The organism is Ruegeria sp. C8, from assembly GCF_056537565.1.
In genome coordinates, this window is sequence record NZ_JBQFRV010000019.1 from 24,537 (window position 1) to 43,398 (window position 18,862).

Sequence of the window (18,862 nt, forward strand, 5' to 3'; positions counted from 1 at the left end):
GGATTTTATCGCGAGGTAGCTCATGGCCCGGTCAGAAAAAGGTGCAATCGAGAAGTATTACCGCAAGAAAGCGCCCGGTGACGTGCGCAAAATGATCGAAAAGGCTAACAAGGGCGACATCCTGAATCCAAGCTATCCTTACGCCGAAAAAATGAAGACCAAGGACTACGAGCAGCAGATCGAGGCGCTGCAAATCGAACTGGTTAAAATGCAATCCTGGGTCAAAGAAACCGGCCAACGGGTCGCGATCATCTTTGAAGGCAGAGATGCGGCGGGAAAAGGTGGCACCATCAAGCGGTTCCGCGAGAACCTGAACCCACGCGGGGCGCGGAATGTTGCGCTCAGCAAACCCTCGGATTCCGAGCGCAGCCAATGGTATTTCCAACGCTATATCCAGCACTTGCCCTCGGCCGGTGAGATCGTTTTTTTCGACCGCAGCTGGTACAACCGAGGCGTCGTGGAAAACGTCTTTGGGTTCTGTAATCAGGAGGAGCGCGAACGGTTCTTCCGTCAGGTGTTACCGCTGGAAACCGGGTTCGTGAACGACGGGATAAGCCTGTTCAAATTCTGGCTGAACGTCGGCCGTGCTGAACAGCTGAACCGCTTCTTGGCGCGTGAAACGGATCCGCTGAAACAGTGGAAACTCAGCCCGATTGATATCGCCGGTTTGGAAAAATGGGATGAATATACTCAGTCGATCTCTGAAACTCTGACCCGATCACATTCGGAAAACTGCCCATGGACGATCGTGCGATCAGACGACAAAAAACGTGCGCGCCTTGCTGCCATCCGGACGGTGCTGCTGGCTTTGGACTACGATGAAAAAGACGAAAAAGCCATCGGCGAGAATGATCCGAATATCTGCGGCGGGCCGGATGTCTGGGAGTCCTGACGTTAATAAAGGGCTGGGCAAGAATTGATCGCTTGGGCGTTGGACCATTGGCTGAAATTGGACTATCTCTTGGCACCCGAACACGTGAAAAACCAATAACCTGAGGCCGGAATGACGAAGCGCGGGTATCACCACGGAAACCTGAAGCAGGCCTTGATCGAGGCCGCGCTGTCGTTGATTGAAGAGAAAGGCCCCACTGGTTTCACCCTGTCCGAGGCCGCCAAGACCGCCGGGGTCACTCCTGCTGCCGTCTACCGGCACTATCACGGGCGTGAGGACCTGATTGCCGAAGCCGCCCGGCAAGGGTTCGAGATGTTCGCCGACCTGATGCAATATGCCTATGACGAGGGCCAGCCATCCGCTCTGGCCGCGTTTGAGGCCACCGGGCGCGCCTATCTGGCCTTTGCCCGCAAGCATCCCGGCCACTACATCGCCATGTTCGAAAGTGGGATTTCCCCGAACCGCACGCCCGAGCTGTCGTTAGCGTCAAACCGGGCCAAAACGGTTCTGGAGAAGGCCGCTGCGGACCTGTCTCAACATATCCCACCTGAAAAGCGGCCTCCCGCGTCCATGTTCTCGGCCCATATCTGGGCGATGAGTCACGGTGTGGTCGAACTCTATGCGCGCAACGCGACAGGTGCGACCTCCCCCTTTTCGCCCGAGGACCTTCTGGAAAGCGGGATTGGGATTTACCTGCGCGGGCTGGGTCTGGTGCCGCAGGACGACTGACCCTCAGAACAATCGGCTTCCTTGATTGGCACTGAGGCCCGATGAGACGTTGATCAGGTCCATCTCTCCCATCCCCTTGATCTCGACCCGCCCCAGATCTGAGACCTGAAACTCATCGATCAACGCGTATTTCATCGCCTCTGGCGCCACGATATTCATCGGGTTTGCAAAGACTTGTAGGCGAGCAGCGATGTTTACCGCTGGGCCAAACACGTCATAGACATATTTCTGAATGCCCACGACCGACCCAACAGCAGGCCCCATACCTAGACCGATCCGGGCCTGCCATTTATGCGGATGGCTTTCGTTTCGACGTTCCAAATACCGCAAGAAGCGCACCGCGCAATGGGCAACAGCGGTGGCATGGTCGGGCGTCGCATCCGGCATGCCAGAGACGGCCAGATAGGCGTCCCCTATCGTTTTGATCCGCTCGCAACCGTATTGCTCGACGATCCGGTCGAAGGCCGTGAAGATATCATTCAACTCGCTCAACGTGACCGTCGGGTCGGTTTTGGCAGCAAAATCCGTGAACCCGACGAAATCCAACATCACCACCGAGACTTGATCGAACAACTGAGGGGTCACGACGCCAAAAGTCTTGAACTCTTCATACACCGCGCGGGGCATCACGTTCAGCAAGAGGCGTTCAACCCTCTCCTTCTCGCGCTCCAATTCACGCGTGTTGCGCTCGACCATGGTAGAGTAGCTGTCGATCATGCTCTCAAGCTCGCGAATGCGCGTGATGTTCTGGCATTCCACGATCAGCACCTGTTCCGACAACCCACTGGCCAGTGAGACAGTGACTGCAAAGATCAGAGTCCGGCGCTTGGGTTTGATCTGAAGCTCGACCGAATACCGGAGGCCGGATTGCTTGACGTCTTCCAGCTCTCTCGCATCGAGGTCCGGCAGAATATCTAACAGAGACTGCTTTTTCTCGGGCTTGCCAAACCATTCGGCGAAGGGGCTGTTATGAAAGACGAATTTCAGATCCGACGCCCGCACAACGGCAACACCAACGCCGATGGCACGCAGCAGCTGTTCGTTGATGGCAAGGATGCTCATGCCGCGTCACGGCTGACGATGATCGAGCGTTTGCCTTCAATCGCGCCAAGGGCCGTTTTGATATCGCGCTCGGACATGCCATGCATCTCAAGCGCTTCGCCGAATAGCTCCGCCATGACATCAAAATGGTCATGAGAAATGCCAAGGTGGCGATGCACAGCCTCGATCCTATCGTCGCTGAACGCAGCAGGACCACCGACCAGGGAAGAGACGAACTTGGTCTGATGGTCAATCAGGCGCGGCATGTCGATATCTTCGAAGAAATGCCCGATGTCGTCGGACTCCAGCGCTATTTCGTAGAAACTCATCACCACACGGCTGATGGTTTTGAAGCCGCCGTATTTCTCGTAAAGCGTTTGTGACACCCCAACACCCAGTCAATAACTAGAAATAACGCCACAACCTTATATCAAATTGGTATTTTTGTTAATGCTTTTGAAAACTTGAGTTCTTCAGCCTCGGTTTTCCACCAGGGTGCTCGAAACAGGCTTCAGACAAGAAGGTCTGTATCAGTTGGAATGAACCCAACAAACCCACCCTGGTCGAGCAATTTTTTTTGCCCTCCAAAGCGCCAACCAAGCTTGCGTTTTGCCGCGAATAGCTCGCGCCGAGCCCGGAACCAGAACGGGCCTTTGTCCAAGCCGGTATTGGTGGATTGATCCCCTTCCCGCTCGCTGGTCTTGACCTGTTTAAGATCCTGCTGCTGCTTCGACCAGATCATCTGCACACCCACAGCCGGGAACACCTGATACATCCGCCAATCTGGCCGGGGGATCGATACGAAATCGTCCAGATGGTCCGAGTACTGCTGAGACCAAGCCAGCAGTTTGCGACACCCCTCCTGCGACAGAACATAGGCCGCAGCACTTGGGGCCATTTCCAGCATTGGGCGAACTGTAACTCTGCCTATCTCTTCCTCTGCTCCAAAACGCAGGCTGCGCGGCGAGTAGTCCAACTTTGCGAAATCGAACCTGTCCGCGTTCTCGACGAGGCTGTCGATCACCTGCCCCAGTCGGGACGACATCTCGACATCATCCTCGAAAATTGCGGCCGCCTTCAGATTTTGATCCACTGCTTGCTGCCAGACGGTGCGATGGCTTTCAAAACAGGCGATCTCGCTTTGCTTCAAACCCCAGCGAGAACCAACGCCCGGCACATACCCATTCCCCTCCAGAGCATCCGCCTGACGTGCGTCAACCGCGCTGAAGCGGATCGGTTCGATCACGCCAGCTTTTGCGAACTGCGCCTCCATAAACGCGCGGCGTTCGGGAACCCGGTCAAGGTTTATGTAGAACACAGCCGTCTCCAGCTGCTCATCCGCTTGCGTCACGCGCTTTCCTTTCGCTGTCTTCTATACGCCATGCGTCCGGTCATAGGCCGAGACACTGGGCTGCACATGCGACTGCCGCGCGGCTTCACCCGGATCGAAGACCTCGATCAGCAACGGATAGCACGCAGCGGTGTCCGAGGAATGCTCTGAGGAACAATCCCCACCAGGACAGGCTGAGAGGCCGACGATCAGGTCGATCTCGGCATGGAATTCAAGATAGTCACCTGGACGCACCGGGCTGGCCTTCATGAAGTACTGGCCGGTATCGCGCGTGAAACCGGTACACATGAAGACATTCAGAACGTCATGCACATAGGTCTCCGCCTCATGCAGAGGCAGATCGCAATGCTGCGCCAAGGCCCGGGTCAGGTTCGAATGACAGCAATAGTGGTAGTCATCCCCCGACAGCAACCGACCGGTATACGGGTCGCAGCGGGTGCCGATCACGTCATGAACGGAGCCCCCAAAAGCGTCAAAGCCGTACCAGTCCAGCGTATCAGCCGTGATCGTCGCCATGGGCCGCATATTTGGGAAGGTCGACCACATGCGGTCTCCGGTCGAAAGATGCGTACCGTGTAGGGCGCGGGTTTTACCGGAGTAGAACCGTTCGGTCAGATTGTGTTTGTTCCACAGGTTCAGATCGCCAACCTGCGCGCCTTCGACGGATGTGATGCGGAAAAAAGCACCAGCTGGCACGTCGATACAGGCGGCATCGCGCGGTGCGGCGGTGACCTCGGCAGTTTTCTCGGATGTGTCCCGCAAGCGGGTCAGCCCATCTAGATCAGGGCTGGGCAGAGTTTCAGGTGGATAACAGATGACAGGGCGGATAGCCTTGCGACCTTCAGCATCAGTTGGGGCCGGGAAATTTGGGGTTGAGAGTTTCACTTAGCACCTCCGCCAATTTGGGCTGTCTTGCACCTAACATCGCCAGACATAAAGCAAATACAGGACAGCGGCCAATGCTCAAATCGGTCCATTCTGACGTAACTAACCCGCCATGCGCGCACGCCGCCGCGCCATGGATTTGCGAAACGCCCAATCGCTGAACAGTGTCAGAGGCAACAGGACCCTCTCACCCAGCCCGTCAATGACGACGAGTTTGCCACCGCGCTCTTGCGCGCGCACGATGTTTCCTATCCCCATGTCACCGACGATGATGCGTCCGCGCTCCAGATCATCCAGCAACTCCAGCAAGTCGGCCCGCAGCTTCTGAAGCACATCGGGATCTCCATTCGCAGCCATCATCTCTGCATGCAGGGACGGGGCGAGATCCCCATCCGGGCCGGTCATCTTTTCCACAACGATTGCAGGCCCCCGCGAAGTTGGTGCATAGCCCATGAATTTCGCCAGACGCTCAATCTCGGGGCAGCCGCGATGCAGCGCGGCAAGGTATTCGTTCGCTTCGCGGTTCCACTGTCGCAAATTGCCATAACGCCATTCCGCATAACGCGGGATAAGGTGGTTTCGCTTCGGCTCATCCACGCGGACTTTCAACAGGGCGCCATCCATTTCTGGATGCTGGAAGATTTCATAATTCTGGCTTGTACGCAGAGGCACCCGCCCCGTCAGGTCAATCATGTTCGTCCGTCTGTCCTGTGCAGAAAATTCGCGTCGAACGGCACTATATGGCTGTCATGGAACTGATACAATGCAACCAGATCTCGCCACACAAAACGCTCATATCTAGGTGCGACATACACTGATCAGGGGGATTGTGGCGGAGAGACAGGGATTCGAACCCTGGAGACGGTTTCCCGCCTACACACTTTCCAGGCGTGCGCCTTCGACCACTCGGCCACCTCTCCGTGAGCGCGATATGTGACGCAATGCAAAAGGATTTGCAAGGCCCCAATTCCGTGAATTCACGCCCGTTTGCACATTAGTTTGCGGACCATTCCCAACGCGAGCAATGGTCAGACTTCGTCCCCAGCATCGCCGTCCAGATCTCCCTCGGTCATGGCTGCGGGTTCGGTGCTGGGTGCTCGTTGCTCCGGGGCTGGCGCGGTTGGGTCTTGTGCTTCAACGCGCAAGGCTTCGGGGTTACGAAGCCAAACGTCGCGTTGTGCAAACGGGATCTCGATACCCTCTTCCACGAACCGGCGATTGATTTCGTGGTTCATATCGGATTTTACCGACAGAACCCAATTCACGTCGCGCAGAATACCCCGGATTTCAAAGTCCAGCGAATCCGCACCGAACCCCTGAAACACCACACTAGGGGCTGGGTTTGCCAAGACCATGGGATGAGAATTCGCAATCTCGCCCAGAATGGTCTCGACCTTGCGCGTGTCAGTTCCGTAGGCCACGCCCACAGGCACGATCACCCGGCCAATCGTATTGCCACGCGTATAGTTGGTGACCACGCCGCTGATCAGATCCGAGTTCGGAACGATGACATCCGTCCGGTCAAAAGTCTCAATCCGCGTGGATCGGACCGAGATATCGCGGACATAGCCCATCATCCCGTTCACATCGATCCAATCCCCTTTCGAGATCGGCCGCTCAACCAGCAGGATGATCCCCGAAACGAAGTTCGAAACGATGGTCTGAAGGCCAAAACCAATACCAACAGACAAGGCACCGGCGACAATCGCGAGCGATGAGAGATCAAAGCCGGCGACCGTGATTGCAACCAGCGAGGCGAGGAAAATACCGACGTAGCCAGTGCCCGAAACGATCGCATTCTGCCCACCCGGATCGATGCTCGTCTTGGGCAGCAGCGAATTGCGCAAGCCCCCCTGCAACAACCTCGTCAAGCCATATCCGATGGCAAACACGGCAACAAAAGTCAGGAAATTGGACGGAGAGATCGTAACCCCGCCCAAGCTGAACCCTTGCAGGATCTGCGACCAGATCTCGCTAAGATCCGCTTCGCGCGCGCCCCAGAAAAGGGCCAGGATAGGGATCGAAACCAAGGCCAAGAAGAAACCCACCAGAACCGCGAACAGAGAATCGCGGGCGTTGTCCCCCTGTCCCGTAAACCAGCCGTAAAGCGAGCTGATAAAGCGCTGCACGATCACAAGAATGGCGATCAGGATCAGCGTATTGACTGCAGGAAACACAATCGCTTCGGCCGCGTTGGTGTAGCCCAACAAGGCCAGAACAGGCGCGCTGACACCAAGCAAAAGCACGATGCGCCGGACAACCTCGACAACCTGCGAAAATCCACTGGCACGTGGGATCTCGCCGCCCTCGGTCGCTGGATCTGATTGTCTGATCTGACGAATGCGCAGCAGAAGAAGTGAGGTGACGACAATGACCGGAAAGATCACAACAGCGCGGGTGGACTCCGCTATGTTCTCAATCCTCTCGAACAGGCCAACCATGTCGTGCAGGATCAGCATCACTGCCAGAATATCGACATAGATACGTATTTCGGTGATCTGCCCCGCCGAGAATCTTCGGAAATTCTGTGCCGCGGCCATCAGGTAGACCTGCCGTCCGACCCAGTCGAAAACAAGCACGATTGCCGCCCAATACGGCACCTGCTGCAGCAAAAGCGTACCGCGCAGACCAAGTACTCCGGTCAGGTCAATCGCAGCTGTCAGAGCCACCACGCCAATCCAGGGAAGGATGATGCGTAGAAGGGAAATCACAAAGGTCCACGCGCCGGTTCCGCGCCCACCGAAACGACGCAGATAGTCGCCTCCGCGTTCAGACCAACGGCGTCCGTAAACCAGTAAGATGACGGCTAGTGCCACCAAGGCCAGTATCGCAGGTGCCTGATTCTGAACGCGTTCTTTAGTTACGTCGGATGTCAGACTGGCCGTCGTCTCGTTGAACAGTCCGAACAGAGCCTCGCGGATATCGGACCACGCGGCGGGCCATGTCGACAGGTTCAGCGGCGATGGACCGCGTTCCAGAAACTGCTTTCTCTGACGTTCTCGCAGGATACGGTCAATTTCGCTGATCAGACCGTTGGCGCGGCTAAAGGCCTCCTCAGAGATAATCCGCGGCACCCGCAAGGCGTTGAGCTGTTCGTCCAGATGCTCGCGAAGTTGCGCGATATCCTCCGGCTCCGTGACCCCTTCTTCAGGTTTAGGACCCAGCGCATTTACCTGGCTTTCCAGTGTCTGGATGCGGTCGGCATTGGCATTGCGGGCCGTATTGAACGTATTGCGATAGCCGTCGATCTCGGTACGCAACTGCTCCATCGCGGCGTCCGACGCCCTGTCGGCTTCAACAACGCTTTCGGCACGGTCCGCAGTGCTAAGCCAGCCTTTGTAGAACTCGCTTTGCCGGTCGGTCAGCTGGGCCGAGGCCGCCCCCGCCAATCCGACAAAGATCAGCGCAGCGAGTGTCAGAAACAGGCGGACCTGTCGCAGCATCAGACGTCCTCGAATACGCCCGGTATCTTGCGCGGGGCGTCTGTCATCCAATCCGGTACCGGCAGTTCTTTTTCGCGCAGGAACTCGGGATTGAACAGTTTGGACTGATAGCGTGTGCCATAGTCACACAGGATGGTCACAATCGTATGCCCCGGCCCAAGGTCCTTGGCCAAACGCACCGCACCAGCCATGTTGATCGCGGTCGAACCACCCATGACCAGACCTTCTTCACGAAGCAGGTCAAAGATGTACGGCAGGGCTTCGTTGTCGGTCGCCTGATAGGTGTAGTCCGGCTTGAACCCTTCGAGGTTCTTGGTGATCCGCACCTGTCCGATACCTTCTGCGATCGAGCCGCCCTCCATCGCGATTTCGCCAGTTGTGTAATAGGAATACAGCCCCGCGCCCATCGGGTCGACCAGGCCTATCTTCACGCCTTTTGGCTGCAGCGCATCGGCCACGCCCGCCAGCGTTCCGCCAGAGCCGACCGCGCAGACAAAGCCATCGACCTTGCCGTCGGTCTGTTCCCAGATCTCGGGGCCGGTGGTTTCCACATGGGCCTGACGGTTGGCAACATTGTCGAACTGGTTTGCCCAGATCGCGCCATTGGGTTCAGTTTGCGCCAGTTCATCGGCCAGACGGCGGGAGTAGTGAACGAAGTTGTTGGGGTTGCGATACGGTGCCGCCGGAACCTGAACCAATTGCGCGCCTGCAAGACGCAGCATGTCTTTCTTCTCTTCTGACTGGGTTTCCGGGATAACGATCACCGTCTTGAACCCCATCGATGCACCGACCAGAGCCAGCCCGATGCCTGTATTGCCTGCGGTGCCTTCCACTATGGTGCCACCGGGCTTCAACTCACCCCGCGCAACTGCGTCGCGGATGATGTAGAGAGCAGCACGGTCCTTGACCGACTGGCCGGGGTTCATAAATTCCGCCTTGCCGAGGATCTCGCACCCGGTTTCTTCACTGATGCGCTTCAACCGGATCAGCGGCGTTTTTCCGACTGCGTCGGCAAGATCTCGTGCAATGCGCATGGCACCCTCATTTCATTACGTAACACTGCAGATTTACAGCCGCTCTGCGCCAACCACAAGCGCGATAGTCACCCACGCAGGCGGTCGCGGTGACGCGCCAGCCAATGGGCCAGGGTCAGCAGCGGTAAGTCTTTGAATTCACTGCGATCCACCATGGCGATAAACGTCTCAAACGGTAGAACACGAGAGCGTATATCCTCACCTTCGGAGGACAGCCCTGCGGTTATTGCAGGATCTGTCAAATCACCAAGCCCGACATAGAGATAGACGTACTCGGTCGACGACCCACTTGAGGAATAGCCTCCGCCTGCGCTGTGCAGAGCATCGAAAGCGATGCCGGCCTCCTCCATTCCTTCACGATGTGCGGCTTGCTCTGGCGTTTCGCCAGGGTCGATCATGCCTGCAACCGGCTCCCACATCCAAGGTTCGGGATCATCGATCAGATAGATTGGGGCGCGGAACTGCTCGACAAGCAACACGGTATCTCGCACCGGATCATAGGGGAGAACGATTACCGCGCTGCCTTGCACCAGCGCGCTTCGGTTCAGCGTCGGCCCCATGGTTCCATCGTATTGACGGTGTTGCAGGTCAATCTCTTCCATCGCGAAGTAGTTGACATGGGCGCGGTGATGTCGATGCACGATCACGTCCTTGGACACATCGCGCGCATCCCCAGTTAGGCGCTGCCGCGCGAAGAGTTTCGCCCAGGCCCGCGTCTGAATCGCCGGCATGCTGCGCGCCACATCCGACGGCTCAACACGCCCGAAATAGCTCATCTCTTCCACGGCGGCGAGCGCGGTGACTTCTCCGAGACGTTCAACCCACGCGTCCAGAGACCAAGGGCCATCCGGCACCCACACCGCAGGTTCGGGAAAAAATACCTGAGCCTGCGTTTCGGTTCCATCCCCTAGCGTTACAGTCAACGGCCTCAGATCATAGTCGAACCCACCCTCGTAATAGGCCAGTCGATCCAGATCCGATTGCGACAGGCCTTGCACAAACAGTCCCGCGGACTGCTCACCATCTGCTTGTTGGATCATCGGGAAATCCTGCCCCTGAACCGCAGAAACGATGTGGTCTGGCAAGGCGGCAGGCGTCAGCGACAGCTCAGACGACGAGCGCCCCAGAACGGCCTCCAACAGCGGCACATGCCGCAGGGTTCCATAGAAGAACAAATCGGACACGAGAGGCTAGACTTTCGCTAAGTGTTCACATTCAACGCCAGCGACGGCTTGCTATTTCAGTCAGCAAGCCGGTGGCAACGGCCCCAACACCCAAGGTGATCAGGATTTCCGGCGCGAGCAACTGCTCCCCGAATTCGACGCCAATCTTGAAGATGGCAATCAGCGCCTCGAAAGGGCCGTCATAGCGGTGGCGCATGGCCAGTCGGAACATTTCATAAGTGCCCTGAACGAAAAGGCCCCAAAACACCAGTGAAGCCACGCCGGTCAGGCCGTTATTGATCCCGGCCGTCCAGCCTCGGCCAGCGCGCTTGCCCATGATCTTCCAACCACAAATCCAACCCAAGGCTATGTTGACCACAGTAAAATACCCGTAGTCCTTACCCTCTTCTCCGTTTGCGATAACCATGCTGGACACGATGAACGCCAACACCACAAGACAAGCGGCGGCGACAAGGCGACTGGCGGTGGGCATGTATGAATTCCGTTCGTTAACTAGGCTTTGCTATGGTGATCTGTGTCACATCGCAATTGCCCGTGTCAAAGGCTGCGCCGCAGGCCGTCAAATAATAATTCCACATGCGGCGGAAACGCTCATCAAATCCCATCTCCGAGATCTGGTCCCACTTGTCGTTGAACGTATCGAACCAACGCCGCAAGGTCAGGTCATAGCTCTTGCCGAACTCCTTCGAACGCACGACATTCAGCCCCGCCTGATCAATCTGCTGTCGCAAGATCGTAGGCGATGGCAGCATTCCCCCCGGAAAGATGTATTTCTGAATGAAATCAACGCCGTTCTTGTAGTAATCCCAGCGATGATCTCCCACGGTGATGATCTGCAACGTGGCTTGCGCCCCCGGCTTCAACCGATCCCGCACAGTATCGAAATAGACCGGCCAGTATTTCTGACCCACGGCCTCAAACATCTCGATCGAGGCGATGCCGTCATATTGCCCTTGTTCGTCGCGATAGTCTTGCAACTTCAGATCAACTAAATCCGATATGCCTGCTTTCTCAATGCGTTCCTGCGCGAACTTCAACTGTTCTTGGCTGATCGTAAGACCCGTTACACGCAGGCCACGCTCTTTCGCGGCATATTCGGCGAAGCCGCCCCAGCCACAGCCGATCTCAAGCACATGATCGCCGGGTTTGACGCCCATCTCATCGACCATGCTAGCGTATTTGGCAGTCTGCGCCTTCTCGAGGCTTTCCTGCCCTGTCTCGAAAATGGCGCTGGAGTAAGTCATCGTATCGTCAAGCCAGAGCGCGTAAAAATCGTTCCCCAGATCGTAGTGATACGAGATATTCTTCTTGGCCTGTCTACGATTGTTCCGATGCAGCCAAAACCGCAGACGCTCATAGGCCTGCACGAGAAACTTGCCTGTGAAGCCATCGTAGGCCGTCTCACTGCCCATATGGACCAAATCCATGAAGGCGCGCAGATCAGGCGTGCTCCAATGCCCTTCCAGATATGCGTCGGAGAAGCCAAGCTCACCTTCCCGGATCAGGCGGGCAAACACGTCGGGATCGTGAATTTCGACCTCGGCAACCGGGCCTGGCTTTGTGCCCTCAACACGGAAGGTCCGGCCGTCGGACAAAGTGATGTCCAAGCGCCCGGCTTCCATTTTGCTCAGCATCTTGAACACCTGCGCGAAATATCTGGGCAGACCTTTCTGGCCTTCGGTCGTTGTCAAGATCATCCGCTCTCCCCTCTGCGGTGGTTGATGCAGGCTAGGACGCAATTGTGTTTGTGGCAAGTTTTCAGTTCCTTACTGGTTTTTTCGGCTTTCATACGCGGCCAGCGCGCGGGTGCGCCCTGTTGGCAAATCGACCACCGGTGGCGGGTAATCTGCCTTCGGGTTCAAACCCCAAGAACGGGGTGTGGCTGCAAAGTAGGACAAAGCCGTCTCAGACGGGTTTGGCGTGCCCTCGGCAATCCACTGTTTTAAGTAGGCACCCTTGGGGTCGAATTTTTCCTGCTGTGTAACGGGATTGAAAATGCGGAAGAATGGAGACGCATCCGGTCCGGACCCCGCGACCCATTGCCAGCCCATCGCATTGCAGGCCGGGTCCCAATCGATCAGGCAATCCTCGAACCACTCCATCCCAATTTTCCAATGGATCATCAGATGCTTGGTCAGGTAACTTGCAACAATCATCCGGGCACGATTGTGCATCCGCCCAGTCACATACATTTGCCGCAGACCCGCATCCACAACCGGAATGCCGGTTCTGGCTTGCAGCCAAGCTTGCACCTCGGGCGCATCTCGGGCCTCGTTCCACGGAAAAGCGTCCCATTCCGGCTTCCAGTTGCCCGACACCAGCTGAGGCGTGTGGTACATTAGATGATAGGCGAACTCGCGCCAGACAAGCTGTCGCAGAAATGAACCGGTGCCTTGGGTCCCTTCGAAAGCCGCACGTTGTACGCGATGCCAGGCGGTACGCGGGCCGATTTCACCCAATGAGAGGTACTCGGACAGGTTCGAGGTACCGTCCAAATCCAGCCTGTCACGGTCAGCGCCGTAATTCGCGATCCGGTTCAGGAACACCTCCAGCTGATCAAGCGCTGCTTGTTCGCCGGGTTGCACATAATGTCTGACGACCGCCGCCCCTCGGTTCATCGCCGCGCCAAAGTGCCAGGTCGCCAGATCGTCAGAGGCAGGCCAGTGCTCGGGGGCGGTCAACCGGGTCGGGGCTGCCTCGGGCGGAGGGACCTCGCGCCCCTGCACAGCGCGCCACATCGGGGTGAAGACGCGAAACGGCTGACCGGCCTTGGTCGCAACAGTCCAGGGTTCGAACAGAAGGTGACCGGCAAAGGATTTGGCCTCGATCCCCTTCCCTTTCAGCGCCGATTTGATCTTTGTGTCCCGCGCAATTGAGGCGGGATCGTAGGCGCGCGACCAATACACGTCCGTCGCGCCGGTTTCCGCGATAAGCCGCTGCAACCGTGCCAACGCATCGCCCCGTCGCAAGATTAGACGGCTGCCAATGTCGTTCAGTGCGCGGCTAAAGACCTCAAGCCCCAGCCCAAGCCGCCATTTCGGGGCCGCGCCAAGGGTTTGCACCAGATCATCGCACAGAAAAACCGGCACCACAGGGCGACCGGTCGCGGCCGCCGCGGCAAGCGCCGGATGATCGCTTAGCCGCAGGTCACGCCTGAACCACAAAATGATCGGAGGTTGCCCATCTTCCATATTCGCCCCGCAGTTTTCTTTCCACTACGGAGCATATCGAAAACTGGATCACAAAACCCGGTCAAGTGCATTCAATAACTGATCAATTTCCTGTTGGGACGTGTAATGCGTAAAGCTGACCCGCAAAACGCCTTGATCCGGATCGACCCCCATCGCCTGCAAGGCGCGTACAGCGTAGAAGTCACCACCGCCGGCCATCACGCCATGCTCCGCCAGTTCAGCCGCCACAGCTTCGGCCGGTCGCCTCAAAGCCAAGGCGACGGTGGGCGCGCGTCGAGTGGCATCAGACGGGCCAAGCAGTCGCACCGCGTTTCGGCTTTTGACAACATCAAGCACCGGTTGCAGCAGCGCAACCTCGTGATTGCGCATCAGGTCATGGGCGAAAGCGCCTTGCGCCGCGGCACCCTCAGTTGGGCCGCCATGGTGGGTGCTGAGCAGCGAGATGTAATCCGCCATTCCCGCGCTGGCAGCGATTTGCGCATGGTCCGGCCCTGCCGGGGTGAACCGTTTGTACAGAGTATCGCCATTGAAATAATGCGCCTGATTGGGCAGCAACTCACCCAGAGCACGCCGGATGACCATGCAACCCTGATGTGGGCCGTAGGTCTTGTAGGCCGAGAAAAGATAGATATCCGGCCCCAGATCACCCACATTCGGAAACCCGTGCGGCGCGTAGGATACGCCGTCCACGCACACAAAAGCGCCAGCAGCATGGGCAATGGCGGTGATCTCGGTCACCGGGTTGATCTCACCCACCACGTTCGAGCAATGCGGGAAGCAGACCAGCCGAGTTTTTTCATCCAGCAGGTTTTCCAGATCCTGCGGGTTCAGAGATCCCGTTTCGGGATCAATCTTCCACTCGCGCACTTCGATCCCGGCCTCGACAAGGCGTCTCCACGGGCCGGAATTGGCCTCATGATCCTGATTGGTGACAATGATCGCTTCGCCGGGGCTCATCCATTGACGGAAAGCCTGCGCAAGAACATAGGTGTTCTGGGTGGTCGAGGGACCAAAACTCAGTTCGTCAGTCTCAACCCCCAGAATAGCGGCCATCCGGGCGCGGGCTTCATCCATCTCGGCACCCGCAAGACGGCTGGCCTCGTAGGGCGCGTATGGCTGCACCTTTCGCTGAGTGTAAAACCGCGTCAGCCGGTCGATCACTGGCTGGCAGGAGTAGGAGCCACCTGCGTTCTCGAAAAAGGCCTGACCCTGAAGGCTGGGTTCGGCAAAGGCCGGGAACTGAGCCCGAACGAAATCAATATCCAACGCTGTCATGGCCAAGCCTTTCGATGAGTAGAGTGAACGGTAATTGCTGAGCGCGCGCCTCAGCCTTCAACCTTGGTATAGGTCCCCTCACCGGCTAGAATGCCCCGGAAGCCGCCCGGCTCATCCAGACCGAACACGATCAGCGGCAGGTTGTTGTCACGCGCCAGCGCAATGGCCGAAGCATCCATGACCCGCAGCCGTTTGGCCAGTACGTCGTCGTAAGAAACCGTGTCGTACCTCTTTGCATCGGCATGTTCTTTCGGGTCCTTGTCATACACCCCGTCCACGCCGTTTTTGCCCATGAAGATCGCCTGACAGGCCATCTCATTCGCGCGCAGGGTCGCGGCCGTATCAGTGGTAAAATACGGGTTGCCCGTACCAGCGGCAAAGATACAAACCCGTTTCTTTTCAAGGTGGCGCACGGCGCGGCGGCGGATATACGGCTCGCAGACCTCATCCATACGGATGGCCGAGATCACGCGGGTAAATACCCCGATCTCTTCCAACGCCGACTGCATCCCGAGCGCGTTCATCACGGTCGCCAGCATCCCCATATAGTCGGCCGTGGTCCGCTCCATCCCCTGGGCCGAGCCGCTGAGGCCGCGGAAGATATTGCCGCCCCCAATCACCATGCAAATCTCGACGCCCAGATCATGGACCGATTTCACCTCCTGCGCGATGCGCTGGACGGTCGGCGGATGCAGGCCGAATCCCTGATCACCCATCAACGCCTCGCCGGAAATCTTCAGCATCACGCGATCATACTTGGGCTTTTGGGTGTTGGGGGACGAGGTCAGGCTCATATTGCGCTCCGGGCTGGCACGGGTTTATTTTCCGGCGCAAAATGAAGCAAAACGACCGCAGGTTCAATGCGGATACTGAGGGACCATGACCAATCACCCCACCGCATCGATTTGGGACCGGCTCCCCGAGATACCGGATGACAAGCCGGTTCTGATCGCTGGCCCGACAGCCTCGGGCAAGTCCGAGCTGGCGCTGCGCATCGCTGAAAGGTTCGGAGGGGTGATCGTCAACGCCGACGCTAGTCAGGTTTACGACTGCTGGCAGGTGATTTCGGCCCGCCCCTCACCGGACGAGGAAGCCCGCGCGCCGCATCGCCTTTATGGTCACGTCGCATTTGATCAGGATTATTCCACCGGCCACTGGCTGCGTGAGGTCACACCGCTGCTGACGGGCAGCCAGCGCCCGATCATCGTTGGTGGAACCGGGCTGTATTTCACTGCTCTGACGGAAGGAATGGCAGAGATACCACCGCCCCCTCAGCATGTGCGTCAGGATGCCGATCAGATGGACTTGGCTCAGCTGATGGCTGGCGTGGATGCCGAGACCCTGACCCGGCTGGACACCCAAAACCGCGCCCGCGTTCAGCGCGCGTGGGAGGTTCAGCAGGCAACCGGACGCAGCCTTGCCTCCTGGCAGGACGACACTCCGCCGCCTGTGCTGCCCCTGCAGGACGCGGTGCCCATCGTCTTTGACGTCGACAAATCATGGCTGCTGGACCGCATCACCCGTCGGTTCGATCAAATGTTAGAGAGCGGCGCTCTGGACGAGGTTGCGGCCATGCGGGACCGCTATGATCCGTCGCTACCCGCCTGCAAGGCCATCGGCGTGCCGGAACTCATGGCCTATCTTGATGGCTCAATGACATTGGAGCAAGCACGCGAACGGGCCACGATCTCGACCCGTCAGTTTGCCAAACGCCAGCGCACATGGTTCCGGGCGCGCATGAAGGCGTGGAATCACCTCGATTTATCAAACTGATACGAAACGCGGTTGATTCCCCGTAACCAATCTGGCTGCCAGTCGGAATGAACCAATATTTCCAGTACTTACGGCGCTCGGCTTCCATGAGTTGGCGTCATGCCCCGCGTTGGGAATGGGTAAGAAGCACAGGGCACGTGATGCGCAACAACCGCCCAGACATGTCGTTTTTTTGCTCTTCATGCCGCATTCGAACATTGACGTCCTTCGGATTCTGTTGCCGAATACCGACATGGGGAATTCCAACGTTCAAAAAACCGAACCCTTCGACCTTCGCCTTGGCCTGAAAAACGCCGGCTAGGTTCGTTTATTCCATGCAAAAAAACAAATATGTCACAGGGAGAGACATTCATGACTAACCATACAACAAAGGGAACGTCGGTGCACTGGGCCGCAGAGATGCACGCCCAGGAATACCGCGACGGCAATCTGAGCCGCCGCGAGTTTCTGGCCCGCGTCACCGCACTGGGTGTTGCCGCTCCGGTTGCCTACGGCATGATCGGTCTGCAATCACCCGCAGCCGCAGCTGAGCCGCAGCAAGGCGGCACCATCCGATATCAGATGGAAGTCCGCGCACTCAAAGACCCGCGCACCTATGACTGGACGCAGATTGCGACCTTCACGGCGGGCTGGTTGGAGTATCTTGTCGAGTACAACAACGACGGTACGTTCAAGCCCATGTTGCTGGAAAGCTGGGAAGCCAATGACGACGCCACTGAATACACGCTGAACGTCCGCAAGGGCGTCAAGTGGAACAACGGTGACGATTTCACTGCCGAAGACGTGGCTCGCAACATCGAAGGCTGGTGCGATGCGTCGCTGGAAGGCAACTCGATGGCCTCGCGCATGGCGTCGCTGGTCGATGAGAGCACCCAGAAAGCCTCTGATGGCGCCATTACCGTTATCGATTCGCACACCGTTAAACTGAAGTGCAACACGCCGGACATCACCATCATCCCCGGCATGGCAGACTATCCGGGTGCTATCGTCCACAGCAGCTTTGACCCGAATGACATGCTGTCGAACCCGGTTGGCACAGGCTTCATGATTCCCGAAAGCCACGAGGTCGGCGTGAAGGGCGTTCTGGTCCGCAACGAAGGCTTCGACTGGTGGGGCTACGAAGCGGGCAAAGGCGGCTACATAGATCGGATCGAATTCATCGACTATGGCACCGACCCTGCCGCCTTCCTGGCCGCTTATGAGGCCGAAGAGATCGACATGAACTGGGAGTCGGTCGGTGAATTCGTCGACATCTTCGACGGCATCGGTCTTGTCCGCTCGGAAATCCCGTCGGGCTTTACCATCGTGATCCGCCCGAACCAGCTGGCAGAAGATGCGGACGGCAACAAGATCTACGGCGACAAGCGGGTCCGTCAGGCCCTCGCCATGGCGGTGGATAACGAGGTTTGCCTTGAACTCGGCATGTCCGGTTACGGCATTCCGGCAGAAAACAGCCATGTCGGCCCGATGCATCCGGAATATGACTCGTCGATCACCCGCATCCCCTACGATCCGGCCGGAGCAAAGGCCCTGATGGAAGAAGCAGGCATGGCTGACTTCGAGCACGAAGTGCAGTCCATCGACGATGACTGGCGCCGAAATACCACTGCGGCAGTTGTGGCTCAATTGAACGACGCGGGCATCAAGGCCAAACACACTGTTCTGCCGGGCTCGACCTTCTGGAACGACTGGACCAAGTACCCATATTCCTCGACCAACTGGAACCACCGCCCGCTGGGTACGCAAATCCTGGCGCTGGCCTACAAATCTGGCGTCGCTTGGAACGAGTCCGGTTTCTCCAACGAAGAGTTCGACACGCTGCTGGCCGAGGCGAACTCGCTCGCTGATGTCGACATGCGCCGCGAGGTGATGGCGAAACTGCAGGCGATCATGATCGAAGAAGGTGTTGTCATTCAGCCTTATTGGCGGACTGCAATGCGCCACCATCGCGACAACATGGTCGGTGTCGAAAAGCACATCGCGGACCTGCCGCAGCTTTACAAGTTCGGCCTGACCTCCTGACCCAAAACACAAAAAGGGCCGCGCCGCACTGGCGCGGCCCTT

General features: G+C 57.8%; 17 protein-coding genes and 1 tRNA gene. 4 read left to right on the plus strand and 14 right to left on the minus strand.

Translation table 11 applies throughout. The annotated features are described in order from the left end of the window. The first annotated feature begins 22 nt into the window (after nucleotides 1–22). Nucleotides 23–892 (plus strand): polyphosphate kinase 2, encoded by an 870-nt coding sequence (gene ppk2 / locus ACR0KL_RS19620; protein WP_170638853.1) that lies wholly within the window; start codon nucleotides 23–25, stop codon nucleotides 890–892. A 111-nt stretch (nucleotides 893–1,003) separates the two neighbouring features. Beyond that, nucleotides 1,004–1,621 (plus strand): TetR/AcrR family transcriptional regulator, encoded by a 618-nt coding sequence (locus tag ACR0KL_RS19625; protein ID WP_170487400.1) that lies wholly within the window; start codon nucleotides 1,004–1,006, stop codon nucleotides 1,619–1,621. Between the two features lie 3 nt (nucleotides 1,622–1,624). Here ACR0KL_RS19625 and ACR0KL_RS19630 read toward each other — a convergent pair whose 3' ends face one another. From ACR0KL_RS19630 to pyrH, 14 genes are all read right to left on the minus strand, one after another. Next, entirely contained in the window at nucleotides 1,625–2,683 is a 1,059-nt protein-coding gene (locus ACR0KL_RS19630; protein ID WP_170677797.1) for an adenylate/guanylate cyclase domain-containing protein, read from the minus strand. Beyond that, nucleotides 2,680–3,048 carry a group I truncated hemoglobin gene (locus ACR0KL_RS19635; RefSeq protein WP_170677795.1) on the minus strand — a complete coding sequence of 123 codons (369 nt, stop codon included), beginning with the start codon at nucleotides 3,046–3,048 and terminating at the stop codon, nucleotides 2,680–2,682. Before ACR0KL_RS19635 ends, ACR0KL_RS19630 begins: the two co-directional genes overlap by 4 nt. 125 nt (nucleotides 3,049–3,173) lie before the next feature. Next, entirely contained in the window at nucleotides 3,174–4,013 is an 840-nt protein-coding gene (locus ACR0KL_RS19640) for a glycosyltransferase family 25 protein (RefSeq protein ID WP_170677793.1), read from the minus strand. A gap of 21 nt (nucleotides 4,014–4,034) precedes the next feature. Continuing rightward, complete coding sequence (locus ACR0KL_RS19645; protein ID WP_170677791.1) at nucleotides 4,035–4,898, minus strand: DUF1989 domain-containing protein; 864 nt, start codon at nucleotides 4,896–4,898, stop codon at nucleotides 4,035–4,037. 102 nt (nucleotides 4,899–5,000) lie between these two features. After that, nucleotides 5,001–5,591 carry a YrbL family protein gene (locus tag ACR0KL_RS19650; RefSeq protein ID WP_170677789.1) on the minus strand — a complete coding sequence of 197 codons (591 nt, stop codon included), beginning with the start codon at nucleotides 5,589–5,591 and terminating at the stop codon, nucleotides 5,001–5,003. Nucleotides 5,592–5,728: 137 nt separating this feature from the next. Then, nucleotides 5,729–5,818: transfer RNA gene (locus ACR0KL_RS19655), tRNA-Ser, on the minus strand. 108 nt (nucleotides 5,819–5,926) lie between these two features. Further along, complete coding sequence (locus ACR0KL_RS19660) at nucleotides 5,927–8,341, minus strand: DUF3772 domain-containing protein (protein WP_170677787.1); 2,415 nt, start codon at nucleotides 8,339–8,341, stop codon at nucleotides 5,927–5,929. Then, nucleotides 8,341–9,375 (minus strand): cysteine synthase A, encoded by a 1,035-nt coding sequence (locus ACR0KL_RS19665; RefSeq protein WP_170677785.1) that lies wholly within the window; start codon nucleotides 9,373–9,375, stop codon nucleotides 8,341–8,343. Before ACR0KL_RS19665 ends, ACR0KL_RS19660 begins: the two co-directional genes overlap by 1 nt. 68 nt (nucleotides 9,376–9,443) lie before the next feature. Then, nucleotides 9,444–10,559 carry an NUDIX domain-containing protein gene (locus ACR0KL_RS19670; RefSeq protein WP_480777412.1) on the minus strand — a complete coding sequence of 372 codons (1,116 nt, stop codon included), beginning with the start codon at nucleotides 10,557–10,559 and terminating at the stop codon, nucleotides 9,444–9,446. A gap of 31 nt (nucleotides 10,560–10,590) precedes the next feature. Continuing rightward, complete coding sequence (locus ACR0KL_RS19675; protein ID WP_170469704.1) at nucleotides 10,591–11,031, minus strand: TrgA family protein; 441 nt, start codon at nucleotides 11,029–11,031, stop codon at nucleotides 10,591–10,593. Between the two features lie 16 nt (nucleotides 11,032–11,047). Continuing rightward, entirely contained in the window at nucleotides 11,048–12,256 is a 1,209-nt protein-coding gene (locus ACR0KL_RS19680) for a class I SAM-dependent methyltransferase (protein WP_475217642.1), read from the minus strand. A 69-nt stretch (nucleotides 12,257–12,325) separates the two neighbouring features. Then, the gene (locus ACR0KL_RS19685) at nucleotides 12,326–13,750 is read right to left on the minus strand and encodes a cryptochrome/photolyase family protein (RefSeq protein ID WP_480777413.1); all 1,425 of its coding nucleotides are present in this window, start codon (nucleotides 13,748–13,750) and stop codon (nucleotides 12,326–12,328) included. Between the two features lie 48 nt (nucleotides 13,751–13,798). Continuing rightward, nucleotides 13,799–15,025, minus strand: a complete 1,227-nt coding sequence (locus ACR0KL_RS19690) for an aminotransferase class V-fold PLP-dependent enzyme (protein ID WP_480777414.1) — start codon at nucleotides 15,023–15,025, stop codon at nucleotides 13,799–13,801. Nucleotides 15,026–15,075: 50 nt separating this feature from the next. Further along, on the minus strand, nucleotides 15,076–15,819 hold the full coding sequence (gene pyrH / locus ACR0KL_RS19695; protein WP_170469717.1) for a UMP kinase: 744 nt from the start codon (nucleotides 15,817–15,819) through the stop codon (nucleotides 15,076–15,078). 85 nt (nucleotides 15,820–15,904) lie between these two features. Here pyrH and miaA point away from each other — a divergent pair, with 85 nt between their 5' ends. Together miaA and ACR0KL_RS19705 are read left to right on the plus strand one after the other, a co-directional pair. Further along, complete coding sequence (miaA, locus tag ACR0KL_RS19700; protein WP_170677779.1) at nucleotides 15,905–16,798, plus strand: tRNA (adenosine(37)-N6)-dimethylallyltransferase MiaA; 894 nt, start codon at nucleotides 15,905–15,907, stop codon at nucleotides 16,796–16,798. Between the two features lie 351 nt (nucleotides 16,799–17,149). Further along, nucleotides 17,150–18,820 carry an ABC transporter substrate-binding protein gene (locus ACR0KL_RS19705; RefSeq protein ID WP_170677778.1) on the plus strand — a complete coding sequence of 557 codons (1,671 nt, stop codon included), beginning with the start codon at nucleotides 17,150–17,152 and terminating at the stop codon, nucleotides 18,818–18,820. Nucleotides 18,821–18,862: the final 42 nt, after the last annotated feature.